The 25,359-nt window shown below is 66.8% G+C and carries 25 protein-coding genes; 10 read left to right on the forward strand and 15 right to left on the reverse strand.

The features are described from left to right. Positions 1 to 56: 56 nt before the first annotated feature. Positions 57 to 884 carry a ChbG/HpnK family deacetylase gene (locus ASE66_RS01245; protein WP_057187761.1) on the reverse strand — a complete coding sequence of 276 codons (828 nt, stop codon included), beginning with the start codon at positions 882 to 884 and terminating at the stop codon, positions 57 to 59. A 106-nt stretch (positions 885 to 990) separates the two neighbouring features. Here ASE66_RS01245 and ASE66_RS01250 point away from each other — a divergent pair, with 106 nt between their 5' ends. Both ASE66_RS01250 and murJ read left to right on the forward strand, forming a co-directional pair. Continuing rightward, positions 991 to 2,016: a glycosyltransferase family 2 protein gene (locus ASE66_RS01250; RefSeq protein WP_057188626.1), complete on the forward strand. Its 1,026-nt coding sequence runs from the start codon at positions 991 to 993 to the stop codon at positions 2,014 to 2,016. A 188-nt stretch (positions 2,017 to 2,204) separates the two neighbouring features. Beyond that, on the forward strand, positions 2,205 to 3,731 hold the full coding sequence (murJ, locus tag ASE66_RS01255) for a murein biosynthesis integral membrane protein MurJ (protein ID WP_057187762.1): 1,527 nt from the start codon (positions 2,205 to 2,207) through the stop codon (positions 3,729 to 3,731). Between the two features lie 161 nt (positions 3,732 to 3,892). Here murJ and ASE66_RS01260 read toward each other — a convergent pair whose 3' ends face one another. From ASE66_RS01260 to ASE66_RS01275, 4 genes are all read right to left on the reverse strand, one after another. After that, positions 3,893 to 4,873, reverse strand: coding sequence for an NAD(P)H-dependent flavin oxidoreductase (locus ASE66_RS01260; protein WP_057187763.1), 981 nt, complete (start codon positions 4,871 to 4,873; stop codon positions 3,893 to 3,895). A gap of 8 nt (positions 4,874 to 4,881) precedes the next feature. Continuing rightward, positions 4,882 to 5,748, reverse strand: a complete 867-nt coding sequence (locus ASE66_RS01265; RefSeq protein WP_057187764.1) for a branched-chain amino acid aminotransferase — start codon at positions 5,746 to 5,748, stop codon at positions 4,882 to 4,884. Positions 5,749 to 5,924: 176 nt separating this feature from the next. After that, complete coding sequence (locus ASE66_RS01270) at positions 5,925 to 6,242, reverse strand: AzlD family protein (RefSeq protein WP_057187765.1); 318 nt, start codon at positions 6,240 to 6,242, stop codon at positions 5,925 to 5,927. After that, positions 6,229 to 6,957: an AzlC family ABC transporter permease gene (locus ASE66_RS01275; protein ID WP_057187766.1), complete on the reverse strand. Its 729-nt coding sequence runs from the start codon at positions 6,955 to 6,957 to the stop codon at positions 6,229 to 6,231. The genes ASE66_RS01270 and ASE66_RS01275 overlap by 14 nt, the downstream gene beginning before the upstream one ends. Positions 6,958 to 7,083: 126 nt before the next feature. Between ASE66_RS01275 and ASE66_RS01280 the strand changes: the two genes are divergently transcribed. Then, complete coding sequence (locus ASE66_RS01280; RefSeq protein WP_057187767.1) at positions 7,084 to 7,692, forward strand: 4'-phosphopantetheinyl transferase superfamily protein; 609 nt, start codon at positions 7,084 to 7,086, stop codon at positions 7,690 to 7,692. A gap of 10 nt (positions 7,693 to 7,702) precedes the next feature. On the opposite strand, the gene ASE66_RS01285 is transcribed toward ASE66_RS01280, so the two are convergent. The 7 genes from ASE66_RS01285 to pheS form a co-directional block, all read right to left on the reverse strand. Beyond that, positions 7,703 to 8,446, reverse strand: a complete 744-nt coding sequence (locus ASE66_RS01285) for a TerC family protein (RefSeq protein WP_057187768.1) — start codon at positions 8,444 to 8,446, stop codon at positions 7,703 to 7,705. Positions 8,447 to 8,467: 21 nt separating this feature from the next. After that, positions 8,468 to 9,172: a TerC family protein gene (locus ASE66_RS01290; RefSeq protein WP_244494766.1), complete on the reverse strand. Its 705-nt coding sequence runs from the start codon at positions 9,170 to 9,172 to the stop codon at positions 8,468 to 8,470. A gap of 72 nt (positions 9,173 to 9,244) precedes the next feature. Continuing rightward, on the reverse strand, positions 9,245 to 10,324 hold the full coding sequence (locus ASE66_RS01295; protein ID WP_057187769.1) for a tartrate dehydrogenase: 1,080 nt from the start codon (positions 10,322 to 10,324) through the stop codon (positions 9,245 to 9,247). Further along, entirely contained in the window at positions 10,321 to 11,223 is a 903-nt protein-coding gene (locus ASE66_RS01300) for an alpha/beta fold hydrolase (protein ID WP_057187770.1), read from the reverse strand. The genes ASE66_RS01295 and ASE66_RS01300 overlap by 4 nt, the downstream gene beginning before the upstream one ends. 225 nt (positions 11,224 to 11,448) lie before the next feature. Next, positions 11,449 to 13,872 (reverse strand): phenylalanine--tRNA ligase subunit beta, encoded by a 2,424-nt coding sequence (gene pheT, locus ASE66_RS01305; RefSeq protein WP_057187771.1) that lies wholly within the window; start codon positions 13,870 to 13,872, stop codon positions 11,449 to 11,451. Further along, on the reverse strand, positions 13,869 to 15,056 hold the full coding sequence (locus ASE66_RS01310) for a glycosyltransferase (protein ID WP_057187772.1): 1,188 nt from the start codon (positions 15,054 to 15,056) through the stop codon (positions 13,869 to 13,871). Before ASE66_RS01310 ends, pheT begins: the two co-directional genes overlap by 4 nt. Before the next feature lie 21 nt (positions 15,057 to 15,077). After that, positions 15,078 to 16,160 (reverse strand): phenylalanine--tRNA ligase subunit alpha, encoded by a 1,083-nt coding sequence (gene pheS, locus ASE66_RS01315; protein ID WP_057187773.1) that lies wholly within the window; start codon positions 16,158 to 16,160, stop codon positions 15,078 to 15,080. 222 nt (positions 16,161 to 16,382) lie between these two features. Here pheS and ASE66_RS01320 point away from each other — a divergent pair, with 222 nt between their 5' ends. Then, entirely contained in the window at positions 16,383 to 17,144 is a 762-nt protein-coding gene (locus ASE66_RS01320; RefSeq protein ID WP_156411982.1) for a TIGR00730 family Rossman fold protein, read from the forward strand. Between the two features lie 212 nt (positions 17,145 to 17,356). Here the strand turns inward: ASE66_RS01320 and rplT are convergent, their stop codons facing one another. Both rplT and rpmI read right to left on the reverse strand, forming a co-directional pair. Further along, a complete protein-coding gene (gene rplT / locus ASE66_RS01325; RefSeq protein ID WP_057187775.1) occupies positions 17,357 to 17,731 on the reverse strand; it encodes a 50S ribosomal protein L20 in 375 nt (124 codons plus the stop codon). Between the two features lie 28 nt (positions 17,732 to 17,759). Next, positions 17,760 to 17,960, reverse strand: a complete 201-nt coding sequence (gene rpmI / locus ASE66_RS01330) for a 50S ribosomal protein L35 (protein WP_057187776.1) — start codon at positions 17,958 to 17,960, stop codon at positions 17,760 to 17,762. A 278-nt stretch (positions 17,961 to 18,238) separates the two neighbouring features. Between rpmI and ASE66_RS01335 the strand changes: the two genes are divergently transcribed. After that, positions 18,239 to 19,276 carry an amino acid ABC transporter substrate-binding protein gene (locus ASE66_RS01335; RefSeq protein WP_057187777.1) on the forward strand — a complete coding sequence of 346 codons (1,038 nt, stop codon included), beginning with the start codon at positions 18,239 to 18,241 and terminating at the stop codon, positions 19,274 to 19,276. A gap of 62 nt (positions 19,277 to 19,338) precedes the next feature. Here ASE66_RS01335 and ASE66_RS01340 read toward each other — a convergent pair whose 3' ends face one another. Further along, on the reverse strand, positions 19,339 to 20,562 hold the full coding sequence (locus ASE66_RS01340) for an MFS transporter (protein WP_057187778.1): 1,224 nt from the start codon (positions 20,560 to 20,562) through the stop codon (positions 19,339 to 19,341). A 129-nt stretch (positions 20,563 to 20,691) separates the two neighbouring features. Between ASE66_RS01340 and ASE66_RS01345 the strand changes: the two genes are divergently transcribed. From ASE66_RS01345 to ASE66_RS01365, 5 genes are all read left to right on the forward strand, one after another. Then, positions 20,692 to 21,282, forward strand: coding sequence for a TetR/AcrR family transcriptional regulator (locus ASE66_RS01345; RefSeq protein ID WP_057187779.1), 591 nt, complete (start codon positions 20,692 to 20,694; stop codon positions 21,280 to 21,282). A gap of 111 nt (positions 21,283 to 21,393) precedes the next feature. Further along, the gene (locus ASE66_RS01350) at positions 21,394 to 22,287 is read left to right on the forward strand and encodes a MurR/RpiR family transcriptional regulator (RefSeq protein ID WP_057187780.1); all 894 of its coding nucleotides are present in this window, start codon (positions 21,394 to 21,396) and stop codon (positions 22,285 to 22,287) included. Continuing rightward, the gene (locus ASE66_RS01355; RefSeq protein ID WP_057187781.1) at positions 22,284 to 23,621 is read left to right on the forward strand and encodes an aspartate aminotransferase family protein; all 1,338 of its coding nucleotides are present in this window, start codon (positions 22,284 to 22,286) and stop codon (positions 23,619 to 23,621) included. Before ASE66_RS01350 ends, ASE66_RS01355 begins: the two co-directional genes overlap by 4 nt. 58 nt (positions 23,622 to 23,679) lie before the next feature. Next, positions 23,680 to 24,708 carry an amino acid ABC transporter substrate-binding protein gene (locus ASE66_RS01360; RefSeq protein ID WP_156411983.1) on the forward strand — a complete coding sequence of 343 codons (1,029 nt, stop codon included), beginning with the start codon at positions 23,680 to 23,682 and terminating at the stop codon, positions 24,706 to 24,708. Further along, positions 24,708 to 25,337, forward strand: coding sequence for an aspartate/glutamate racemase family protein (locus ASE66_RS01365; RefSeq protein ID WP_156411984.1), 630 nt, complete (start codon positions 24,708 to 24,710; stop codon positions 25,335 to 25,337). Before ASE66_RS01360 ends, ASE66_RS01365 begins: the two co-directional genes overlap by 1 nt. Positions 25,338 to 25,359 lie beyond the last annotated feature (22 nt).

Genomic DNA, 25,359 nt, shown 5'->3' on the forward strand with positions numbered 1-25,359 from the left:
GAGGTAAATTTTCGATTGCGTACGAACGGGTTTGCACGCAGGACGACAAGCCAAAACTAAGCAGCAGCCGCGAAACGGGCGATCCGAAGCCCCTGCGGCGCGAAAGCCATCAGCGCCGCATGTTCGAGCGGACGCGTCGCGACGACCGGGTCGAGCGCGATCAGCTCGTCGTCGACATGGCCGGGATGGCACATCACCAGATGCGCCGGCCCCGGCTGGATGAGGAAAGCCGTGAGATCGTCGGTGAAATCGCGCCGGGGATCGAAGGGCGAGAAGCCCGAGAAACCACGATTGGTCGGGATGCCGCGCCGGGCCGCGGCGCGGCGCAGGCCGGTGGCGAGCCCGGCCACCGTCAACGCTTTGCCCATAGCGACACCGCGTGCCCGGATCGCGGCGAATGAATCGGACGGGTCGCGCAGATAGACCGAGCCGGCCGGGTAGCGCGCCGCCAGCGCATCGAGCACCGCCCGACGGATACCGGGGAGGACATGGACATGCTGGTGGCCGTCGACGAAATCGGGCGCCCGGCCGAGATGCTGCTCGAATGCGTCGAGCTGGCGGGCGATCTCGCCGGCGATCTCGGCGCGCGCGATGCCCGAGCGCAGCGCCAGCGGCGCGAGCTCGCCGAGCTTCGGCAAGCTACCGGACGCCGCGACGGTGGGCATGGCCGAGAGCGGCGCGGCGCAGGTCAGGTTGAGATGGAGGCCGAGATCGGCCTTGCCGGAGAAGGCGGCGAGCTCGCCGGCCAGACGCGGCCAGTGCGGTCGGTTGGTCATCGCCCCCGTGGCCGAGAGCCTGCCCGCCGCGAGCAGCTCCAGGATCGAACGGCTAACGCCCTCGGTCATGGCGAAATCATCGGCGCAGAGCACGAAGCTGCGGGTCATGCTGGCCGTTACCCCCTATTCATCTGCTCTGGTGTATGGAGCCTGCGGCTGGTTCCACGGACACAGCCCTAACTGAGCAACGAAGGTCCCGAAAGTCTTGTCCGCGATTGCGCCCAGTTCCGCCTCCGCCACGACGCAGGCGTCCGCTCCACGGCCGCAGCTCTCGATCGTGGTGCCCGTCTACAACGAGGCTGACAATCTCGCGCCGCTGATCGCCCGGCTCGAGCCGATCCTCCACGCCCATGCCGCGTCCTGGGAGATCATCTGCGTCGATGACGGCAGCCGCGACGGGACGCTGGCCGCGCTGCGCGCCCTGCACGCGCAGGACAGCCGCATCAACGCCATCTCATTCAGCCGCAATTTCGGCAAGGAGGTCGCGATCGCCGCCGGGCTCGACCATGCCAACGGCGACGCCGTCGTGATCATGGACGCCGATCTGCAGCATCCGCCGGAGGTGATCCCCGCCTTCCTGGCGAAATGGCGCGAGGGCTTCCTCAACGTCTACGGCCAGCGCACCGACCGCGAAGGCGAGAGCCCGCTGAAGCGCAATTTCGCCAAGGCGTTCTACAAGCTCTTCGCCAGCTTCGGCGAGACCGAATTGCCGGAGGGCGCCGGCGATTTCCGCCTGCTCGACCGGCGCGCGGTCGAGGCGCTGCGCGCCCTGCCCGAGCGGGCGCGCTTCTCGAAAGGCCTCTATGCCTGGGTCGGCTTCCGGGCGACGGGCGTTCCCTTCGAGGTCGGCGAGCGCGCCCATGGCGAGAGCAAGTTCCGCTTCAGCAGGCTGTTCAGCTTCGCCTTCGACGGACTGTCCTCCTTCTCGACCGTGCCGCTCAAGATCGCGACCTGGCTTGGCGTGCTGATCGCGATCGTGGCCACCCTGACGGGCCTGTATTTCATGGTCCGGACGCTGCTGTTCGGCACCGACCTGCCCGGCTTTCCCTCGCTGATCGTCTCGATCATGTTCTTCTCCGGCATCCAGCTGATCTCGCTCGGAATGATCGGCGAATATGTCGGGCGCATCTTCGCCGAGGTGAAGCGCCGGCCGCTCTATCTGGTCGGCGAGCGCGTCGGCTTCGACACGAATGACGGCATCACGCCACGCGGCGATGTGCTGCCGCCAGTGATCGGGTAGGTCGACGCTGGACATTCTCCATCAGCGGCGGCATCGCTTCCGACATGATTCCGACGTCATTCCGGCCGAAGCGCAGGAAAGTGCCGGAATCCATCATAGGGCTCGGCGCTCTACGATGGATTCCGGATCAGCGCCGCTTCGCGGCTTGTCCGGAGTGACGGGGCGGACATGACGCACTCTTGCGGACGATGCTGAGAAAGATCCTCTCCGTCAGCGGCTTCACGCTGCTCTCGCGACTGTCCGGCTTCCTCCGCGACATCGTGCTCGCGGCTGCGCTGGGCGCCAGCGGGCTGATGGACGCCTTCTCGGTGGCGCTGCGCCTGCCCAATCATTTCCGCGCCATCTTCGGCGAGGGCGCTTTCAACCAGGCCTATATCCCGGCCTATAGCCGCATTCGCGAGCAATCGGGCGAAGCCGCCGCAGCACAGTTCTCGAATCGCGTCTTCTCGCTGAACCTCGCCGTCCAGCTCGTGCTGCTGGCGCTCGCCATCCCGTTCATGCCGGAGCTGGTACGGCTGCTCGCGCCCGGCTTCGTCAACGACCCCGTCCGCTTCGACCTCGCCGTCACGCTGACGCGGATCACCTTCCCCTATCTGCTCTTCATCACGCTGGTGACGCTGCTCTCGGCCAATCTCAACGCGGTCGACCGCTTCGCCGCCGCGGCGGCAGCGCCGATCCTTCTGAATATCTGCCTGATCGGCGCGCTCTTCACCGCCTTCCTGTTCCCGAGCGCAGCGCATGCCGCCGCCTGGGGCGTCGCCGTCGCCGGCGTGCTCGAATGGCTGCTGCTCTGGATCGCGGCGCGGCGGACGGGCGTTTCGGCGGCGCTGACCCGGCCGCGCCTCGATGGCGAGGTGAAGGGCTTCCTCAAGGCTTTCGGGCCGGCCGTGATCGGCTCGGCCGGAGTGCAGATCGCTCTCTTCGCCGACACCATCATCGCCTCGCTGCTGCCGGCCGGCGCCTATTCAGCCCTCTACTATGCCGAGCGTCTCTACCAATTGCCGCTCGGCGTGATCGCGATCGGCGTCGGCACAGTGCTGCTGCCGACGATGAGCCGCGCCATCGCCACCGGCAACGAGGCAAAGGCGGAAGCAGCACAGAACCGCGCGATCGCGCTGACCCTTGTGGCGGCAGCACCCTTTGCCGCCGCCTTCCTCGCCATCCCCGAACTGATCGTCGGAGCGCTGTTCGAGCGCGGCCGCTTCGACGATGCGGCGACGCAGGCCGCAGGCGCGGTGCTGTTCGCCTATGCAGTCGGGCTGCCTGCGATTCTGCTGATCCGCGCGCAGGTCTCCAGTTTCCAGGCGCGTGGCGACACGACCACGCCGATGCTGGTCTCGCTCGCCGCCATCGCCGCCAATGTCGGGCTGAAGCTGCTGCTCTGGAAGAGCCATGGCGCGCCGGGCCTCGCTTTCGCCACCGCCGTCGGCGCCTGGATCAATCTCGGTGCGCTCTATGTACTGGCGCTGAAGCGCGGCTGGACCAATCCTGATCGCCGCCTGCCGCTGCTGATCCTGATCGTCGGCGTCGCCGCCGGTTTCGCCGCGCTGGTCGCGCGGCTATTGGCCGAGCCGCTTTACGGCCTGCTGATCTCATTCCCTTACGAGCCGCGCCTGATCGCGCTCGGTATCCTCAGCCTCGTCGCCGCCGGTATCTACGGCGTGGTCGCGCTCGGGGGCCTGCGATCGGCCGGGCTCTGGCGGCTGCTGCGGTAAGCTCAGTCGTCATTCCGGGGCAGGCCGAAGGGCTGAGCCCGGAACCCAGAACCGATGTCCTGGTCGAAGGAGCACGTCGCCCACCACATCATTGTTCCGACCGGCATCGGTTCTGGATTCCGGGCCCTTCGCTGCGCGAAGTCCCGGAATGACGATGTGTTTCAGCCGCCAACCAGCCGAGCGCCGGCCTTCAGCTGGCTGGCCGCCTCATCCACCATCCGCACCACGATCTCGCCGGCAGTGGGAATGTCCGAGATCAGGCCGGCGGCTTCACCGAAGACCACCGCCGCCCTGTCCGGGTCGCCGGCCATGAAGGCCTCGCGATAGGCAGGAGCCTCTTCTTCGATCGCCGCCCGCAAATCGGCATCGCGGCCACGCCATCTGGCGATGAAGTCATTGTCGCTGACGCGGATGTCGAAGGGCTGCGGCCAGTCGAGCCGGCGGGCGATGTCCGGAAGCGGAGAACGCACCGTCTGGTCGCCCGTCGCAGCGACGGCCGCGGCATGATGGTTGGGATGGACCAGCGCCTCGCGGCTCGCCCAGAAGCGGGTGCCGACCAGGACGCCGTCGGCGCCGAGCATCAGCGCCGCGGCGAGGCCGCGCCCATCGGCAATGCCGCCGGCGGCGAGCAGGAGTGTATCCGGGCTTTCGCGTGAAAGCAGGTCGGCAACCTCGGGCACGAGGGGAAAGGTGCCACGGTTCTGCCCGTGGCCACCCGCCTCGGCGCCCTGCGCAACGATGATCGCGGCCCCTGCCTCCAGCGCCGTCCGGACATGGCCGAGGTTCTGGCACTGGCAGATCAGCGGCACGCCGGCCGCGGCGACCTCGCTCGCAAAGGGCATGGGATCGCCGAAGGAGAGCATCAGCGCCGCCGGCTGGCGCGCCAGGACCTCGCCGAGCAGATGCGGCTGCTTCGCCAGCGACCAGGTGATGAAGCCGCAGCCGGTACGGGTGTTGCCGGCGGCAGCATATTGCGTGGTGAGCCAGGCGCCGTCGCCATAGCCGCCGCCGATCAGGCCGAGCCCGCCGGCGCGGGTCACCGCGGCAGCGAGCGCCCCGCCGCCCGCCAGAGCCATCGGCGCCGACAGGATCGGATGCTCGATCCCGAGGCGCTCGGTCAGGCGGGTGGCGAGGCGGGCCATAATGGGCCTCAGGCGCCCTTGCTGCGGGCGAAGTCCATGTAGAGCTCGCGCGCCTTGCGGAACATCGGACCGGGCTGGAGCTGCCGGCCGTCGATGCGCGAGATCGGCATGACCTTGGAGTAGTTGCCGGAGGAGAAGATCTCGTCGGCCTGCTCGAAATCGGCGTAGCCGAGCGTCGTCTCCTCGACCGGCACGCCGGCCTGGCGCAGCAGGCCGATGGTGCGCTGACGGGTGATGCCATTGAGGAAGGTGCCGTTCACGGCCGGTGTCTTCACCACGCCGTCCTTGGCGAGGAAGACGTTGGAGGTGCCGGTCTCGGCGACATTGCCGAGCATGTCGAGGACGAGCGCGTTGTCGAAGCCCCTGCCCTTGGCTTCACGCAGGATGCGGGCATTGTTGGGATAGAGGCAGCCGGCCTTGGCATCGGTCGGCATGGTCTCGAAGGTCGGGCGGCGAAAGGCGCCCTTGGTCACCGAGAAGCCGGTGCCGGGGTCGCCCATCGGCGCCTCGAACAGGCAGAGCGCGAACTGGGTCGATTCGGGATCGCCGATGATGGTCGACGGGCCATCGGCCTCGGCCCAATACATCGGCTTGATGTAGAGCGCGGCGCCGCTGCCGAATTTCTTCACCCCTTCGGCGGTCTTGGCGATGATCTCCTCGGCCGACACGGTCGACTTCAGGCCCATCGCCACGGCGGACCGGTTCACGCGGGCGGCGTGCCGGTCGAGATCGGGCGAGACGCCATCGAAATAGCGGGCCCCGTCGAAGACTTGGGAGGCCTGCCAGGCGGCATGGGTGCGCGGCCCCATGATGCCGGGATTGCCCTCGCGCCACTCGCCGTCGAACCAGGTCCATGTCTGCGAATACCAGGCCATCATGCGCTCCGATCGTCAGTGCTTCTGGCCGGCACCGTCTGCCGCAGGCAGGGCGACGTCAACATGTCGCCCGCATGCCGGCGAACGATTGCTGTGATGGGTGCGATCGTAGCCGGTGATGGATCGCCGTGGCGGGCGGAAGGGCCCAACTGACCCATGGCCTGGCGCCCGGGGCGTCAGAAGCCGGCGGCGCGCATCAGCGAGACCACGCCCATGCCGACAAGGAGCGCGAGCAGCTCGCTGCGCCGGATCACCATGCTGGCGATCGCAGCCAGCAGAGCCAGGCCAGCGGCGAGGCCGAGCCGCTCGATCAGCGGCAACACGGTCGCGACCACGATCGAGCCCGGCAGGGCCGCGAGCCCGCGCCGCACCCGCGGCGTCAGCGGGATGAAGCTCATCAGCACGACGCCGGAGATGCGGCAGAGATAGGTCACCAGCGCCATGCCGAGGATGGCGAGATAAGGCCCCCAGCTCCCGGGCTCAGGCAGGGTCATCGAGCAAGGCTCCTGCCACTGCGCCGGACAACGCGCCGACGATGATGAAGGCATAGCCGTCGACGAGGCGCACGGTGATCAGCGCGACAATGCCGGAGACGATCCAGGGCAGCGCCGCGCGCTTGCCGCGCCAGAGCGGCACGATCATCGCCGCGAAGAAGATCGGCATGACCATGTCGATGCCGTATTTGCGGGGATCGGCGATCAGGGCTCCGAGCAAATGGCCGGGGATGGTCATGAGCACCCAGACCACCCAGAGCCCCAGACCGGCGCCAAGAACGACACCGACGTCGCGTCCGCCTTCGCCGTGATAGCGCGTGCCGACCAGCCAGTTGGCGTCGGTGAAGAAGGAGAGCTGGAAGGCGGTCACGAACCAGTGATAGCGCGAGAACCAGGGCTGCAGAGACGCGGCCTGCAGGACGGTGCGGGCGTTGACCGTCGCAGTAACGAAGGCGAGCGCGACGATCGCTCCCCAGGTCCACTCCGGGCGCCAGAGCTCCATCGCGACGAGCTGCGAGACGCCGGCATAGACCAGCGCGCTCATCATAACCGCCTCGAACAGGCTGAGGCCCTTGGCCGAGGCGGCGGCACCGAAGGCGACGGCGAAGATGATTACGCCCGGCATCAGCACGGAGACGCGGCGCAGGCCGAGCAGCATCCCGGCAAGGGTGAGCTGGGCCGCGGGGTGTGGTTCGGATTTCGCTTCGGAAGCCATGTGTCCTCGAACCGGTTTCCTGATGTTGCGTCAACGCCTTGCAAGCTCCGGGCCTGCATGAGCGTGGCGCAGGGCGGACCGGTCAGTCTCCTTCCGATGAGAGGCATGCTGCACTAGAACCACGGCATGCTCTGGCTCTCCTCCATCGATCAGACCGCCCCTGCCCTGCCCGCGGTGTGGCTGATCGCAACAGAGACGCAACCGACAAACCTGCCGGAGCGCTCGGAGCTGCGGCGATCATTGGCCCGCGAGACGCTGGCGCGCCAGTTCGGTCTAACGGAAGATGCTGTCGAGATCGGGCATGAGCCGGCAGGACGCCCACTGATCGTCCGCCCGCGTGGCAGCGGTCTGCACCTGTCGCTGGCTACGCGCTCCGGCCTCGTCGCGATCGCCCTGGCGCATCGGCCGGTCGGCGTCGATGTCGAGCGGGTCGCGCTCGCAAGCGAGCCGCCGCTTGCCGCTCTGCATCCCGGCGAGCGACGCTGGCTGGAGAGCCTGCCGGCCGCTGCCCGGCCATTGGCCTTCGCCCAGCTCTGGAGTGCGAAGGAGGCCTATGTGAAGGCGCTCGGGGCCGGCTTTATGCGGGCGCCCGAGAGCTTTTCGGTGCGACTCGACAGCGCCGAACGTTTCGCCATCGTCGACGAAGCAAACGGGGGGCGGTCCAGCGGCTTCCTTACGCTCACGAAAAACGGCGGCCATGAGACCATGGCCGCCGCGTTCGTCACGCTCGATTGAGCCTGGTTTTTCAGCCGGGCTGATCGACCGGCTTCTTCTTGAGGAGATAGCCGGCGACGACGACGACCAGTGCGCCGAGCACCGCCGCCGTATAGAACGGCGTCTTCGCAGGCAGGAGGCCGATCGGGTTGACGTCGGAAACCGGCGTGCTGACGACCCAGTTCGGCATGTTCGCCTGCAGCCACTGCAGCACCGCCATGTCGCTCAGCAGCATCTCGCCGGCGATCCAGCCGAGCAGGGCCGCACCGAGCCAGATCAGGATCGGGAAGCGCTCGAGGACGGTCGAGAGCATCCGGGCGCCGAAGATGATCAGCGGGATGGTCAGCAGCAGGCCGAAGATGAAGAGCTCGAAGTGTCCGCGCGCCGCAGCGGCGATGGCGAGCACGTTGTCGAGGCTCATCACCGCGTCGGCGATGGCGATGGTGCGCACCGCCTTCCAGAGATTGTCGCTGGCTGCGACGTCGCTATGCGCTTCCTCCTCACCCTTGGCGAGCTTGATCGCGATCCAGAACAGCAGGAGCGCGCCGACGACCTTCAGGAAGGGGACGGCGAGCAGATAGGTGACGACCACCGCGAAGATGATGCGCAGGCCGACGGCAGCGCCGGCGCCAAGCCAGATGCCGACCTTGCGCTGCTTTTCCGGCAGCGAGCGAACGGCAAGCGCGATCACGACCGCGTTGTCACCGGAGAGCAGGAGGTCGATCCAGATGATCTGGAGTAGCGACGTCCAGAAGGCGGAAGATGCGAAGTCCATAGGTCGATCGGCCCCTTGTTTTTAGTGTGCCGGATCTGGCCGGCGATGCTTGAGGAAATAGCCGAGGCCGAGCACGAGCAGGGCCCCGAAGATGGCAGCGGGGTATTCGAGCTGATGGGCCAGCGTCTCGCCGAGCTTGCCGATCAGCCAAGGGTCGGTCTCGAACATCTCGCCTGCGACCCAGCCGAGCAGGCCAGCGCCGGCCCAAACCAGGATCGGGAAGCGGGTCAGGAGCGAGGTGATCAGCGATGCCCCGAGCACGATCAGCGGGATCGAGATGATCAGACCGCCGACCAGCAGCGGGATCGAATCCTTGGCGACGGCGGCGATGGCGAGCACGTTGTCGAGGCTCATGACGATGTCGGCGATCGCCACCGTCTGCACCGCCTTCCAGAGCTTGCTGCTGGCGGCGACCGCATTCTCGTCGCTCTCGCCATCCTCGAGGATCAGCTTGACCGCGATCCAGACGAGCAGAAGCGCACCGACGATGTGCAGGAAAGGCATGTTCAGGAGGGAGGCGATCAGCACCGTGAAGACGACGCGCAGCAGCACCGCCACGCCGGCGCCGAGCGCGATGCCCTTGGCGCGCTGCTCGGGCGCGAGCGCCCGGCAGGCGAGCGCAATCACCACCGCATTGTCACCCGACAGCACGATGTTGAGCGCGATGATCTCGAAGAGCTTGCCCCAGAGCGCCGGGTCGAGCAGTGAGAATGTCAGATCGGGCACCTTATCCCCCTCCTTAAGTCTTACGTCTTTTTCGGCGCCGACCACTGCTTGTGGTCAGCGCCGGCGTCGTCGTCAACCCAGCGCCTGCTCGATCGCCTTGCCCGCAGCCTCAGTATTCAGGCTACCGCCGAGATCGCGCGTGCGGGTGCGGGCATCGCCGAGCGCACGCTCGATCGCTGCCTCGATCGCCTTGGCCGCTTCGTGCTCGCCGAGATGATCGAGCATCATCGCCCCCGACCAGATCTGGCCGACGGGATTGGCGATGCCCTGCCCGGCAATATCGGGCGCCGAGCCGTGCACCGGCTCGAACAAGGACGGGAATTCGCCGGTCGGGTTGATGTTGCCGGAGGGCGCGATACCGATCGTACCGGTGCAGGCCGGGCCGAGATCGGAGAGGATGTCGCCGAACAGGTTCGAGGCGACGACCACGTCGAAACGGTCCGGATTCAGCACGAAATGCGCGGTCAGGATGTCGATATGGTACTGATCGACCGCGATGTCGGGATAGTTTTTGGCCATCTCCTTCACGCGCTCATCCCAATACGGCATGGTGATGGAGATGCCGTTCGACTTGGTCGCCGAGGTCAGCTTCTTGCGCGGCCGGCGCTGCGCCAACTCGAAGGCGTATTTCAGCACGCGGTCGACGCCGACGCGGCTCATGATCGTCTCCTGGATGACGATCTCGCGCTCGGTGCCGGCATACATGCGCCCGCCGACCGAGGAGTACTCGCCCTCGGTGTTCTCGCGCACGACGAAGAAGTCGATATCGCCCGGCTTGCGGCCGACCAGCGGCCCCGGCACGCCCGGCATCAGGCGCACGGGACGCAGATTGACGTACTGGTCGAACTCGCGTCGGAACAGCAGGAGCGAGCCCCAGAGCGAGATATGGTCGGGCACCTGCGCAGGCATGCCGACCGCGCCGAAGAAGATCGCGTCATGGCCGCCGATCTTCTCTTTCCAGTCGTCCGGCAGCATCTTGCCGTGCTTGGCGTAGTAGTCGCAGGAGGAGAAATCGAACTCGTCGAGTTGGAGTTCGAAACCGTATTTCTTCGAGGCTGCCTCGAGCACACGCAGTCCCTCGGGCATGACCTCCTTGCCAATGCCGTCACCGGCGATGGCAGCGATACGGTAGACGCGGTTGGTGCGGCTCATATGTCTTCTCCGAAGAAGGCCGAGAATTCGGCGGCGACGAGATCGGGGATCTCCTCCGCCAGATAATGCCCGCCCGGCAGGGCTCGGCCTTGGACGTTTTCCGCGCGCTCGCGCCAGAGCGCGAGCACATCGAAGCATTTCCCGACGGCGCCGCGCTCGCCCCATAGCGCCAGCAGCGGACATGCGAGCTTCTTGCCGCCATCGGCATCATCATGGGCAATGTCGATCGTCGCCGCGGCGCGATAGTCCTCGCAGCTGGCATGGATCATCGCCGGATCGCGGAAGCAGCGGAGATACTCATTGAGCGCGGCCGGCTCGAACAGCCGCATGTCCGAGGCGCGCCGGCTCGTCCAGTAGAACTCCGGATCGGCGCCGATCATCCGCTCCGGCATCGGGGCCGGCTGGATCAGGAAGAACCAGTGCCAGTAGGCGCGGGCGAAGGCGTCGGTGGTGTCGCGATACATCTCGCGCGTCGGCGCGATGTCTAGGGTCGCGAGCTTCAAAACTCGCTCGCCATGATCGAGCGCCAGCCGATGGCCGACGCGGGCGCCGCGATCATGCGAGCCGACGCAGAAGCGCTCGTGCCCGAGCGCGCTCATCACCTCGGCCATATCCTGCGCCATGGCGCGCTTCGCGTAAGGCGCGTGATCGGCCGCGCTCGGCGGCTTCCCGGAATCGCCGTAGCCGCGCAGGTCGGGGCAGACCAGGGTGAAGCGCTGCGCCAGCTGCGGAGCGACCCGCCGCCACATGATGTGCGTCTGCGGATAACCGTGGAGCAGGAGCAGCGGCGGCCCCTCCCCGCCGGTGCGGACGCGAATGCGCCCCCCCGTCGTCGCAACGTCGAGCAACCGGAAGCCGGGAAACAGATCGTCCGCGACGGGGAGCTCGGTCAGCAACATCAGGCCTCTCGGATTGCAACAATCAGAGCCGATACCCGGATTTTCAAACGATTTCGTGCGCCGATTATTTCATAATCCTGATCAATAACGGTGACGTGGCAAAAGGCACGCGCCGTCATTCTCGGGCGGAGCGAAGCGCAGACCCGAGAATCTCAGGACCAGAAGGCGCTGGATGGAGTCTTTTCCGGCCTGAGATGGTCGGCTCAAGGCCGACCATGACGTCCTTTATCCGCGCAGCACAGCCCCATAGCGCTTGGTCATCTCGGCGACGATCTTGGCCGCGACGGCCTCGATCTCGGTGTCGGTCAGCGTCTTCTGGGTCGGCTGCAGCGTCACCGCCAGCGCCACCGACTTCTTGCCCGGCTCGACGCCCGTGCCCTCGTATATATCGAACACACTCGTCTCGGCGACCAAAGCCCGATCGGCATTCTGGGCGCTCCTGGCCATCTCGCCGGCCGCCACCGCCTTGTCGACGATGAAGGCGAAGTCGCGCGTCACCGGCTGGAAGTCTGAGAGGGCGAGCTTCGGCTTGACCTTGGTCGGCTTGTATTTGGGCGGCGGCAGCGCATCGAGATGGATCTCGAAGGCGACCAGCGGGCCCTTGACATCGAGCGCCTTCAGCACGCGCGGATGGACCTCGCCGAAGGCACCGATCACGTTTTTCGGGCCGAACTGGAGCGTCGCGGAACGGCCGGGATGGGCCCAGGCCGGGCCACCGGCGATGACCTGCAGACCACCGACCGGCACGCCGAGCCCGGAGAGCAGGCCGAACACATCAGCCTTGGCGTCGAAAGCGTCGACCGGCTTGGCGCCGCCGTCCCAATGACGGCCGGCGCCTTCGAGCCTGGCCGTGCCGCGGCGCAGGCCAGCGGCGGCGATGAGCTGGCCTTCCGGCTCGTCGCTCTGGAAGACCTGGCCGACCTCGAACAGGGCGACGTCGCCGAAGCCGCGATCGGCATTGGCCTGCGCCGAGCGGATCAGCCCCGGCAGCAAGGACGGCCGCATGTCGGAGAGATCGGCGGCGATCGGGTTGGCGAGCACGAGCTTGCGCGAGCCGCCGCCGAAGAGCTTGGCCGCGGCATGCGAGATGAAGGACCAGGTCACCGCCTCGACCAGGCCGCGGCTGGCGAGCAGGCGCTTGGCCTGGCGCGTGCGCTTCTGCAGCACGGTCAGAACCGGCTTGATCACCTCGCCCTTGATGCGCGGCAGCGGCGCCGCAGCGACGCGATCGAGCCCGGCGATGCGCAGGATTTCCTCGACGAGATCGGCCTTGCCCTCGACATCGGCGCGCCAGGACGGCGGCGCGACCTTGACGCGGTCGCCGGCACCGGAGACGTGGAAGCCGAGCGAGGTCAGCGCCAGCTTCATCTCGACTTGAGGCAGGTCGAGCCCGGTCAGGCGCTTGACCTCCGACCAGGGGAAGTCGATGGCGCGCGGACTCTCCGGCAGGTCGCCGGCGAAGACGACCTCGGACGGCTCGCCGCCGCAGAGCGTCATGATCATCTGCGTCGCCATGTCGAGGCCGGGCCGGGTGAAATCCGGGTCGATACCGCGCTCGTTGCGGTAGCGGGCATCGGAGTTGATGCCGAGGGTCCGGCCGGTGCGGGCAATGTTGAGCGTGTTCCAGAGCGCGCTCTCGACGAGCACGTCGGTGGTGCTCTCATCGCAACCGGAATGCTCGCCGCCCATCACGCCGGCGATCGATTCGACGCCGTTGTCGTCGGTGATCACGACCATGTCGGAGGTCAGCGCATAAGTCCGGCCGTCGAGCGCCAAAACCTCCTCGCCCTCCTTGGCGCGGCGGACGACGAGATCGCCCTTGACCTTGGCGGCGTCGAAGACGTGCAGCGGCCGGTTGCGGTCGAAGGTCATGAAATTGGTGATGTCGACCAGCGCGTTGATCGGGCGAAGGCCGATGGCGCGCAGCCGCGCCTGCAGCCACTCCGGCGACGGGCCGTTCTTGACGCCGCGCACCAGCCGCAGCGCGAAGGCCGGGCAGAGATTGCGGTCCTCCTCGGCGAAATCGAGCTTGAGCGCGACCGGGCACGGGAAGGCGCCGCGCACCGGCTGGACCGGCGGCGTCTTGATCGTGCCGAGGTCGGCAGCAGCGAGGTCGCGGGCGATGCCGGAAACCCCGAGCGCATCGGCCCGGTTCGGCGTGACCGCGATCTCGATGACGGCATCGTCGAGGCCGGCATAGGTCGCGTAGGGCTGGCCGACCGGTGCATCCTCCGGCAGGTCGAGGATGCCGTCATGGTCCTCGGAGATCTGCAATTCGGCGGCCGAGCAGAGCATGCCGTTCGACTCGACGCCGCGGATCACGCCCTTGCCGAGCGTGATGTCCTTGCCCGGGATGTAGGTGCCCGGCGGAGAGAACACGCTCTTCATGCCGGTACGGGCATTGGGCGCGCCGCAGACGACCTGGACCGGCTCGCCCGAGCCGGTATCGACCATGCAGACGCGCAGGCGATCGGCGTTCGGATGCTGCTTCGCCTCGATGACATAGGCGATGGTGAAGGCGCTGAGCGCCTTGGACTTGTCCTGGACGCCCTCGACCTCGAGACCGACGCGGGTCAGCGTCTCGGTGATGGTGTCGAGCGAATCGGTGGTGTCGAGATGCTCTTTGAGCCAGGAAAGCGTGAATTTCATGGTGTTCCGTCGCTACGCATATTGACCGCCGACAGCGCCGGGGCGGCTTGATTCAGCTCGTCCTCGCCATCGGCCTTGATCTTCATGGCATTGCCGCGCCAGCTCACCTCGCGCGCGACGAAGGCATAGGCCCAGATGCCGGGGAAAGCGAGGTCGCGCGCCAGATAGGCAAGCGGCGTACGCCAGTTCACGAACCAGCCGACGCCCTTCGCCAGCACGATCTCGCCCGCATACCAGATCGCCAGCACGGCGAGCACGCCCTGCCAGGCGGAAAAGCCGAAGGCCGGCGCAGCGAAGGCGGCAAGCAGCGCCGGTACCAGCGGCCCGACCAGGATCTCCGGCGCGAAGAAGGGCAGGAAGGTGACCCGGCGCAGGCGGGCCCAGCGGAACTGGCGCTGGACGACATCGCGCAGGTGGCGCGGCCCGAGCGGCTGCTCGAAGGGCTGGCCGACGAGATGGACGTGCTTGCCGGCCTTGCGCACCAGCTTGGTCGCCGCCGCATCCTCGGCGATCTCGGCGGCGAGCGCGGCGATGCCGCCATTGGCATCGAGGAAGGGTTTGTTCCAGAGCATCGACTTGCCCTGGGCGAAGCCGAAACCGAGCGCCTCAGCGGCATATTGCCAGCGCGCCTGAAAGGTATTGAGGAAAGCGCACTCGACCTCGGCGCCGAAGCAGCCCGGCCGCGAGCCGGCCGGCGTCGAGCAGACGAGCCCGGTGTCCTCGCGCCAGGAGGCCATCAGCCGCTGGATATAGTCCTTGGGCATCAGCACGTTGGAATCGGCGAGGACCACCCAGTCATGGCGTGCCGCCTCCCAGCCCTTGACGCAGTTATTGAGCTTGGGATTGGCGCTGACGGCGACGTCGCCGACGATCAGGCGGACGCGGTCGGCTCCGTAAGTGTCGATCAGTTCCTCGATCAGCGGCACGATCGGATCATGACCGTCGGCGACGCAGAAGATCGTCTCGTATTGGGGATAGTCGAGCTCGAGCCCCGAGGTCAGCGTCTCCCGGCTGAAGGTCTCGATGCCGCGCACCGGCCGCACGACCGTCACCGGCGGCGCGAGCTTCTGCAGGCGCGACGGCGCCGACCGGCGGCGCAGGCGCATGAAGGCGATGGCGAGGCAGAGCAGATTGGCGGCGACCATCAGCGCCGCGATCAACCCTGCCCATTGCGCCGCGTTCATGCGTCTCCCCTCTCGGTGAGGTTACGAGGTCAGCCCGCCGGTCAGGGTCGGCAGGTCGAGCGGACGGAAGCCGTAATGCGACAGCCAGCGGACATCGGCCTCGAAGAAGGGCCGCAGATCCGGCATGCCGTATTTCAGCATGGCAATGCGATCGATGCCCATGCCCCAGGCGAAGCCCTGATAGACATCGGGATCGAGCCCGCAATTCTTCAGCACATTCGGGTGGACCATGCCGCAGCCGAGAATCTCGAGCCAGTCGTCGCCCTCGCCGAAGCGGATCTCGCCGTCCTTGCGCGAGCACTGGATGTCGACCTCGGCCGAAGGCTCGGTGAACGGGAAGAAGGAGGGGCGGAAGCGCATCTTGACGCCTTCGACCTCGAAGAACGCCTTGCAGAACTCCTCCAGCACCCATTTCATGTGGCCGAAATGGGTCTTCTTGTCGATGACGAGACCCTCGACTTGATGGAACATCGGGGTGTGGGTCTGGTCGGAATCCATGCGGTAGGTCCGGCCCGGGCAGATCACCCGGATCGGCGGCTCCTGCGACATCATCGTGCGCACCTGGACCGGCGAGGTGTGGGTGCGCAAGAGCTTGCGCTCGCCATTGGCATCCGGCGCGAAGAAGAAGGTGTCGTGCATCTCCCGCGCCGGGTGTCCGACCGGGAAGTTGAGCTTGGTGAAGTTGAGGTCGTCGGTCTCGACATCCGGGCCTTCGGCGACCGCAAAGCCCATGTCGCCGAAGATCGCGGTGATCTCATCGATGACCTGGCTGATCGGGTGGATGCGCCCGCGCGCCTCCGGCCCCTCGCGCACCGGCAGCGAGATGTCGAGCCGCTCGGCCGAAAGCCTGGTTTCCAGCGCCGCCTCACCGAGCGCTTCCTTGCGGGCGCCGAGCGCCTGCTGGACGGTGTCGCGCAGGCCGTTGATGCGCGGGCCCTGCTCCTTGCGTTCGTCCGGCGTCATCGTGCCGAGCGTCTTCAGCAGGCCCGAGACCGAGCCGGACTTGCCGAGCGCCGCGATGCGCAGCTGCTCCAACGCCGCCTCGTCGCCGGCCGACTCGATCTCGCCGATCAGGGAGTCGCGAAGGGTATCGATGTCGTTCATGCCAATTCAGCCTGTTTGCGAGCCACCTTCTAGGGGGTCGAGCAAGCGGATGCCAGCCTGAATCGCGCTGGCAAAGCATCCTGCTCACGCGGTTTTCGGCAACGGCGCCACTCTAGCCATCGGATCATGACAATCCCGTCGCAATCATCGTTGCGCTGGAGGCAAGGGGCGACAGGACCGACCCAGCACAGCTATGCAGTGCGGACGACGGAGACCACAGACATGCCCGACAACACCGCCCAGAAGACTTCGCCCTCCTACCGGGTCGCCGCACTCGACCAGGATTTTCTCCTCGGCGATTCGACGCGCGGGGCGCGCTTCATGCTCGAATACCAGAAGGCCGAAGACGCCCTGCGCGCCCGCGGCATCGTCTCGACCATCGTCGTCTTCGGCTCGGCAAGGGTGCGCGAGGGCAATCCCTGGTACGAGGCGGCGCGACAGTTCGGCAAGATCGCCTCGGAACGCGGCGGTGCGCTCGACGGCAAGGAGAGCGGCCGTCACCATGTCATCGCTACCGGCGGCGGGCCGGGCATCATGGAGGCGGCCAATCGCGGTGCCACCGAGGCCGGCGCGGTCTCGATCGGCTTCAACATCACCCTGCCGCACGAGCAGGAGCCGAACGCCTGGTCGACGCCCGACCTGACCTTCCGCTTCCACTATTTCGCGATGCGCAAGATGCACCTTGCCATGCGGGCGGCAGCGCTGGTCGTCTTCCCCGGCGGCTTCGGCACGCTCGACGAATTGTTCGAGATCATGACGCTGGTGCAGACCGGCAAGATGCCGCCGGTGCCGATCGTGCTCTACGACAGCGCCTACTGGCAGGGGCTGATCAACCTCGACCGGATGGCCGAGGCCGGCTTCATCCGGCCGGAAGACCTGAAGCTGTTCTGCTATGCCGATACGCCCGAGGAGGCCTATCAGCGCATCGTCGACGGCGCCGGCGAGAGCTGGACGCCAAAGGCGGTGGAGACCGTGCAGACATAGGCCCTTCGCTTCCGCTCCACCTTTCCGGTCGTCCCGGGCGCAGCGAAGCGAAGACCCGGGACCCATTCCGGAACGGTTTAGGCATGGGTCCCGGATCGGCGCCGCTTCGCGGCTTGTCCGGGACGAGCAAACTCTCGGCGGCGTGCGAAATCGACAAACAAAAAAGGCCGGCGTTTCCGCCGGCCTTTCGTATTCCAATCGAGGCAGACCGCTCAGGCGGCCTTGGCCTCGGCGCCGAGCGCGCCCTTGACCGTCTCGACCACCGCGGCGAAGGCAGCAGCGTCGTCGATCGCGAGGGCCGACAGGGTCTTGCGGTCGAGCTCGAGGCCCGCCTTGGCGAGGCCGCCGATGAACAGCGAGTAGGTCAGGCCATGCTCGCGGACCGCAGCGTTCAGGCGCTGGATCCAAAGGGCGCGGAACGTGCGCTTCTTGTTCTTGCGATCACGATAGGCGTACTGCATCGACCGATCGACGGCCGCCTTGGCGGCGCGGATCGTGTTCTTGCGGCGGCCATAGAAACCCTTGGCGGCCTTGAATGTCTTCTTGTGCTTGGCGTGGGACGTTACGCCCCGTTTCACGCGAGCCATGTTTGATCTCCGGAAAAGTTAGGGGGCGTCAGCCGTTCGGCAGGAAGTACTTCTTCACGTTGGCGGCATCGCCTTCGAAAAGAACGTTCGTCCCACGGTGATTGCGGAGCTGCTTGTTGGTCCGCTTGATCATGCCGTGACGCTTGCCGGCCTGGGCGTAGAGTACCTTGCCGGTTCCGGTGATCTTGAAGCGCTTTTTGGCGCTCGCCTTCGTCTTCATCTTGGGCATTTCAGCTCCTCATAGGTCGCGAGCGCGAACAATGCGCCGCTTCAATTTTGCTTTGGGAAGCAAAGAACGACCGCCACGGCAGCCCTTATCAGCCGGGCGATCGAAGGCGCGGCTTATGGCAGAAAGGCCGGAACCTGGCAAGAGCCTGCGACTAGGGCACAATCCATCGCGAGCGCGATGCTTCGCGCCGGCGGACATCGCAGCCGTTTGGAATTCGTCATATCACTGTAATTGTTTCGAACCATCGCAGCTGCATCCCCGCCCCGGAGACGATCACCGTGAAGTCAGCCCTCCTCAGTCTGGCAGCGGGCCTTGCGCTCGTCGCCGCCTCCACCGCGTCCGCCTTCGCCCAGAGCGGCAGCCCGTCCACCCTCGACCGGATCAAGGCGCGCGGCCATATCGTCTGCGGCACCAGCGAAGGCGTGCCGGGCTTCTCGCTGCAGGACGGCAAGGGCGTCTGGAACGGCTTCGACACCGATCTCTGCCGCGCGCTCGCAGCCGCGATCTTCAACGACCAGGACAAGGCGCAGTATCTGTCGCTGTCGAGCAAGAACCGGCTCGTGGCCTTGCAGTCCGGCGAGATCGACGTCCTGGCGCGCACCACGACCTGGACGCTGAGCCGCGATATCGGCCAGGGCCTCAGCTTCACGGCGGTTAACTATTATGACGGCCAGGGCTTCATCCTGCGCAAGAAGCTCAACGTGAACACAGTCAAGGAGCTCAACGGCGCCTCGGTCTGCGTCGCGCAGGGCACAACCACCGAGCTCAACCTCGCCGACTATGGCCGCACCAACAACCTCAAGTTCGAGACCGTCGCCTTCGCCACGCTCGAGGAGACGGTCGCGGCCTATGAGGCCGGACGTTGCGACGCCTACACCACCGACCTCTCCTCGCTCGCCGGCACGCGCAACAAATTGCAGAAGCCGGACGAGCACATCCTGCTCCAGGAGGTGATCTCCAAGGAGCCGCTCGGCCCCTGGGTCCGCAAGAGCGACCAGGCCTGGTTCGACATCGTGCGCTGGACCGTGTTCGCCATGATCAACGCCGAGGAACTCGGCGTCACCCAGGCCAATGTCGACGAGATGGCGAAGAGCTCGCAGAACCCGGAAGTCCGCCGCATGCTCGGCGCCGAGAGCAAGTTCGGCGAGTCGCTCGGCCTTAGCAACGACTGGGTGGTGCGGGTCGTCAAGGCGGTCGGCAATTACGGCGAAAGCTTCGAGCGGCATTTCGGCGCCCAGAGCCGCAACCCGCTACCGCGCGGCGTCAACAAGCTCTGGTCCCAGGGCGGGCTGCAATACGCACCGCCGATCCGCTGAGCGGTTTGCAAATAGATCGGGCGGCCTCCTTCGGGAGGCCGCCCTTTTTTGTGAGACAGGCTTTAGGCGCAGTTCGCCTTCAGTCCGTCGATGTCTTCGCCAACGGGCCGCCGCGGCTCGGCGAGCAGGCAGAACCCGACCGCGACGATCGCCAGCGCCGAGAAGCCGCCACCGACCGAGACGTAGAAGCCGGTGCTCGCGCCATAGGCGTCGATCAGCCAGCCCGAGGCTGCCGAGCCCGCCGCCATGCCGATGCCCATGCCGGTCATCACCCAGGTGATGCCCTCGGTCAGCTTCGCGGCCGGCACATGCCGCTCGACCAGCGCCATGGCGACGATCACGGTCGGCGAGATCGAGGCCCCGGCGATGAAGAGCACGATGCCCAGCATCCAGAGCGACGAGACGATCAGCAGCGGCAGCGTCGTCGCCGCGGCAAGCGCGATCGAGAGCAGCAATTGCGTGGCGAGCGGCATACGCAGGCGGAGCGCGCCAAAAACGAGGCCGGTGATGAAGGAGCCAGCAGCATAGGCCGCGAGCGCCAGACTCGCCGCCGCCTTGTTGCCCTGCGCCTCGGCAAAGGCGACCGCTGTGACCTCGGCCGTGCCGAAGACCGTACCGAGCGCGACCATCAGCAATGCGATGATCTGCACCGGCACCAGCCGGATCGCGGAACCACCTCCCACGCCATGTTGATGCACCGGAGGCTCGGTCTCGCGCTGCGCCACGAACAGGGCCATGCCGATGGCGAGCAGAATCGTCGCCGCGAGCGGACCCGCCTCCGGGAACCAGACGACGCTTAGGCCGATCGCGATCACCGGGCCGACCATGAAGACCATCTCGTCAACCACCGATTCGAAGGCGAAGGCGGTGCGCAGCTGCGGCGTGTCGCGATAGATCTCGGTCCAGCGGGCGCGCACCATCGCCATCATGCTCGGCTCCATTCCGGCGAGCGCGGCGAAAAGGAAGAGCACCCAGATCGGCGCGTCGAAGCGCGTGGCCAGCATCAGCCCGATCAGCGCGACGACGGTCGCGAACGTGGCGGGAACCAGCACCTTGCTCTGGCCATGGCGGTCGACCAGCCGCGAGATCTGCGGCGCGATCAACGCGTTGGATAGCGCAAAGGTCGCGGCGACAGCACCGGCGAGCCAGTACTGGCCGCGCGCCTGCGACAGCATGGTGACGATGCCGATGGTGACCATCGACAGCGGCAGGCGGGCGACGAAGCCGGCGGCAGAGAAGCCGATCGAGCCGGGGGCCCGGAAAATCTCGCGATAGGGGTTAGGCATGGACGTCTCCGTCACATCGAGGCGCAGCTTGGAAGCGCAATTGACATACGTTGCGTATGTGACATGAGTAATTACATACGAGACGTATGTCAATTCACATACGCGCCGTATACGAAGGGGGTATGGACGATGCGCAAGCCGCGCACCCAGATGATCGCCGAGACGCGGGCCAAGCTGATCCGCGCAGCACGCGCCGCCTTCGGCACGATCGGCTATGCCGAGACCTCGATGGACGAACTCACCGCCTCGGCCGGGCTGACGCGCGGGGCGCTCTACCATCACTTCGGCGATAAGAAGGGCCTGCTGGTGGCGGTCATCGTAGAGATCGACGGTGAGATGAACGCCTATATGCAGGCCGCCACTGCAAAGGCGGGCGATCCCTGGACCGGTTTCCGCAATGAATGCACCGCCTATATCGAGCTGGCGCTCGACCCGGAGATCCAGCGCATCATGCTGCGCGACGGACCGGCCGTCCTGGGCGATCCCTGGGACTGGCCGACCTTGAGCGAATGCATCCGCTCGATGACGGAGAGCCTGACCAAGCTGGCCGAGACCGGCGTTACCGCGCCGATCGATGGCGAAGCGGCGGCACGGCTGATCGCCGGAGCGACGCAATACGCAGCGCAGTGGATCGCGCATGCGCCCGATCCACAGGCGACCTCGCGCAAGGCGATCGATGCCTTCAACCTGATGCTCGACGGGTTGCTCGTGCGGAACTGACCAGGCTCGGGATCCCCGACAAGTGGCAAGTAAACATGAAACGAATGTTTCATGTTGTATCAATCAAAGAATCTGTTTCACAGCATACCCCACCCTGCTAAAGTCCGGCGCATGGACAAATCCGGCCTGACGGCGAGCCTCACCGAGAGCTTCGAGCAGTTGCCGCAGCAATTGCAGGCCGCGGCGCGCTGGGTGCTCGACCACCCGGCCGATGTCGCATTGCTGACGACGCGCGAGCAGGCCAAGCGCGCCGGGCTATCGCCGGCCACCCTCACCCGACTGGCCCAGCGCTTCGGCCTCAAGGGCTATGACGAGCTCCGGGCCGCCCATGCCGCGGCGCTGCGGCGGCGGCCGGAAGATTTTGCCGGCCGCGCCGGCGAGCTCCTGCAGCGCCATGGCGAGGAGGGCCCGAGCGCGATCGCGCAGGACATGTTCGCGGCGCTGGCCGAGCATCTGAAAGCGCTGTGCGAGCCGCAGGCGCTGGCTCGTTTCGAGCAGGCTGCAGACTTGCTGAGCGAGGCTGGGACCGTGTTCTGCTTCGGGCTGCGCTCGGCCTTCCCGGCGGCCTTCATGCTCGACTATATCCGCGACCTGATCGGCGCAAACTCTGTCCTTGCAGACGGCGCCGGCGGGCGCGGCATCGATGCGCTGCGCCGGATCGGGCCGGGCGATGCACTCTTCGCCGTCTCGGTCGCGCCCTATACCCGCCTCACGGTGCAGGCGGCCGAGATCGCCCGGGAGCGCGGCGCGACAGTCGTGGCGCTGACCGACAGTGCGCTTTCCCCCCTCGCGGCCATCGCCGACGTGGCTTTGCTGGTCCGGACCGAGACGCCCTCCTTCTTCCACACGATGACGCCGGCCTTCGCCGCGGTCGAATGCCTGGCGGCGCTGATGACGGCCCGCAAGGGTGAGGCCGCGCTTGCCGCGATCGCCCGCCACGAAGCCGCGCTCGACGGGGCCGGCACCTTCCTCAATCCCAGACCGTCCAGGCGAGGCCATCGATGAGCCACATCCTGCATCGCATGCTGAGCGAGACCTACCCGACCGCAACCAGCGGCGAAGGCATGCTGCTGCGCGACCAGAACGGGCGCGAGCATATCGACGCCTCGGGCGGCGCCGCCGTCTCCTGCCTCGGCCATGGCCATCCCGATGTGCTGGCTGCGATGCATGCCCAGATCGACAAGCTCGCCTATGCCCATACCAGCTTCTTCACCACCGACGTCGCCGAGGAACTCGCCGACCATCTGATCGCGCGGGCGCCGGCCGGGATGGAAAGCGCCTACTTCTGCAGCTCGGGCTCGGAGGCGATCGAGGCCTGCCTGAAGCTGGCGCGGCACTATTTCGTCGAAAAGGGTGAGCAAGCCCGCGTCAACTTCATCTCGCGCCAGCAGAGCTATCACGGCATCACGCTGGGTGCGCTCTCGGTCGGCGGCCGGATGAAGGACCGTGCGCCCTTCGCTGAGATGCTGATGCAGGGCCACCACATCTCGCCCTGCTACGAGTATCGCGGCCGCCGCGCTGACGAAACCAGCGAGGAATACGGGCTTCGCGTCGCCGAGGAGCTCGAGACGAAGATCCTGGAACTCGGGCCGGAGACGGTCTGCGCCTTCGTCGCCGAGACGGTGGTCGGCGCGACGCTCGGCGCGGTGCCGGCCGCGCCCGGCTATTTCAAGCGCATCCGCGAGATCTGCGACCGCCATGGCGTGCTCCTGATCCTCGACGAGGTGATGAGCGGCATGGGCCGCACCGGCACGCTGCATGCCTGCGAGCACGAAGGCATCGCGCCGGACCTGATGGCGATCGCCAAGGGGCTGGGCGGCGGCTATGCGCCGATCGGCGCGATGCTGGCTTCGAAACGGGTCGTCGAAGCCGTCAGGCAGGGCTCGGGCATCTTCCCGCACAGCCAAACTTACGTGGGCCATCCCCTCGCCTGCGCCACCGCGCTCGCGGTGCAGAAGGTGATCGAGCGCGACGACCTCCTCGCCAATGTCCGCAAGCAGGGCGCCAGGCTGGAACAGCGCCTGCGCGAGCGCTTCGGTAATCACCATCATGTCGGCGACATTCGCGGGCGCGGCCATTTCTGGGGTGTCGAGATCGTCGCCGACCGCTCGACCAAAGCGCCGTTCGATCCGGCCCTGAAGCTCAATGCCAGGATCAAGCAGGCGGCGCAGGAACGCGGCCTGCTGATCTATCCGATGGGCGGCACCGCCGATGGCACCGCCGGCGACCATGTCCTGCTCGCGCCGCCCTTCATCATCGATGCCGCAACCGTCGATACCATCGTCGAACGGCTGGGCGACGCCATCGACGCGAGCCTGGCCTCGGCCCGACCGGCCTAAAGGCTCTACCCGACCCGGGCCATCAAGAGCCCGTAGCGACCACCACAGGGGAACTGCCATGAAAACCAAGCAGCTGAAACATCTGCTCTTCGCCGGACTTGCCACGCTCGGTCTTGCCGGCGTGGCCAACGCCCAGACCGGCACGCTCGACCGCGTCAAGGCGCGCGGCGAGCTGACCTGCGGCAACCACATCGCCTTGCCCGGCTTCGGCATGCAGGGGCCGGACGGGCGCTGGGACGGGCTCGACATCGATCTTTGCCGCGCCGTCGCCTCGGCGGTCTTCAACGACCCGAACAAGATCAAGTTCGTCCCGACGACACCACAGATGCGCTTCGTCGTGGTGCAGACCGGCGAGGTCGACATGCTCGCCCGCAACGCCACCTACACCATGTCCCGCGACACCTCGGCCGGCATGTCCTGGCCGATCATCAACTATTTCGACGGGCAGGGTTTCATGGTGCGCAAGTCGCTCGGGGTCACCGAAGCGAAGGGGCTGAACGGCGCCTCGATCTGCGTGACGCAGGGCACGACGACCGAGCTCAACCTCGCCGACTTCTTCCGCGCCAACAAACTCAAATACGAGATCATTGGCTTTTCCACCAATGAGGAGGGTGTGAAGGCGCTGGAGGCTGGGCGCTGCGACGCCTTCACCACCGACACCTCCGGCCTTGCCGCCGAGCGGCTCAAATTCTCCAAGCCGGACGATTTCGTCATCCTGCCGACGCTGATCTCGCGCGAGCCGCTCGGCCCGGCGGTGAAGCGCGGCGACGAGAGCTGGTTCAACCTGGTCAAGTGGACGCATTACGCCATGCTCAACGCTGAGGAGCTCGGCGTGACCAAGGCTAATGTCGACGAGATGCTGAAATCGGGCAATCCGGAGATCAAGCGCCTGCTGGGCACCGAGGGCAAATTCGGCGAGGGCCTCGGCCTGAGCAATGACTGGGCCTATCGCGTGATCAAGCATGTCGGCAATTACGGCGAGAGCTTCGAGCGCAATGTCGGCGCGGGCTCCAAGCTGCAGTTGAAGCGCGGGCTCAACGACCTCGCCTCCAGGGGTGGGCTGCAATACCCGCATCCCATTCGCTGATGCGGATCGCTCTGATCCACGCCCTGCGCCATTCGCCGCCTCCGATCGAGGCGGCGTTCGCGCGGCTGTGGCCTGAGGCCACGCTGATGAACCTGCTCGACGACAGCCTCTCGGCCGATCTCGCCCGCGACGGACAGATCACCGAGGCGATGACCGGGCGCTTCCTGAGCCTTGCCGGCTATGCGCGGGCGACCGGCGCCGACGGCATCCTCTTCACCTGCTCGGCCTTCGGCCCCTGCATCGAGGCGGTGCAGCACGCCCTTGCCCCGCTGCCGGTGCTGAAGCCGAACGAGGCGATGATCGAGGAAGCCATGGCGATCGGCGGCCGGATCGGGCTCCTCGCCAGCTTCGCGCCGACGCTGCAATCGATGCCGCCGGAGTTTCCGGGATCGCTGACGGTCACCCCGAAGCTTGCGGGAGGCGCGCTCGCCGCCCTCGACCGTAGCGACGGGCCCGAGCATGACCGGCTGGCAGCGCTGGCCGCAGCCGACCTGGCCGATTGCGACGCGATCGCTCTGGCGCAGTTCAGCCTCGCCCGAGCGGAACCAGCGGTCGCCGCCGCGACAGGCAAGCCGGTGCTGACGACGCCGGACAGCGCCGTGCGCAAGCTCAAGCGCCTGCTGAGCTGAACGAAAAAGGGCGCACCTGACA

Origin of the sequence: Allobosea sp. Root483D1 (genome assembly GCF_001429505.1) — a bacterium.
Taxonomy (GTDB): Bacteria; Pseudomonadota; Alphaproteobacteria; order Rhizobiales; family Beijerinckiaceae; genus Allobosea.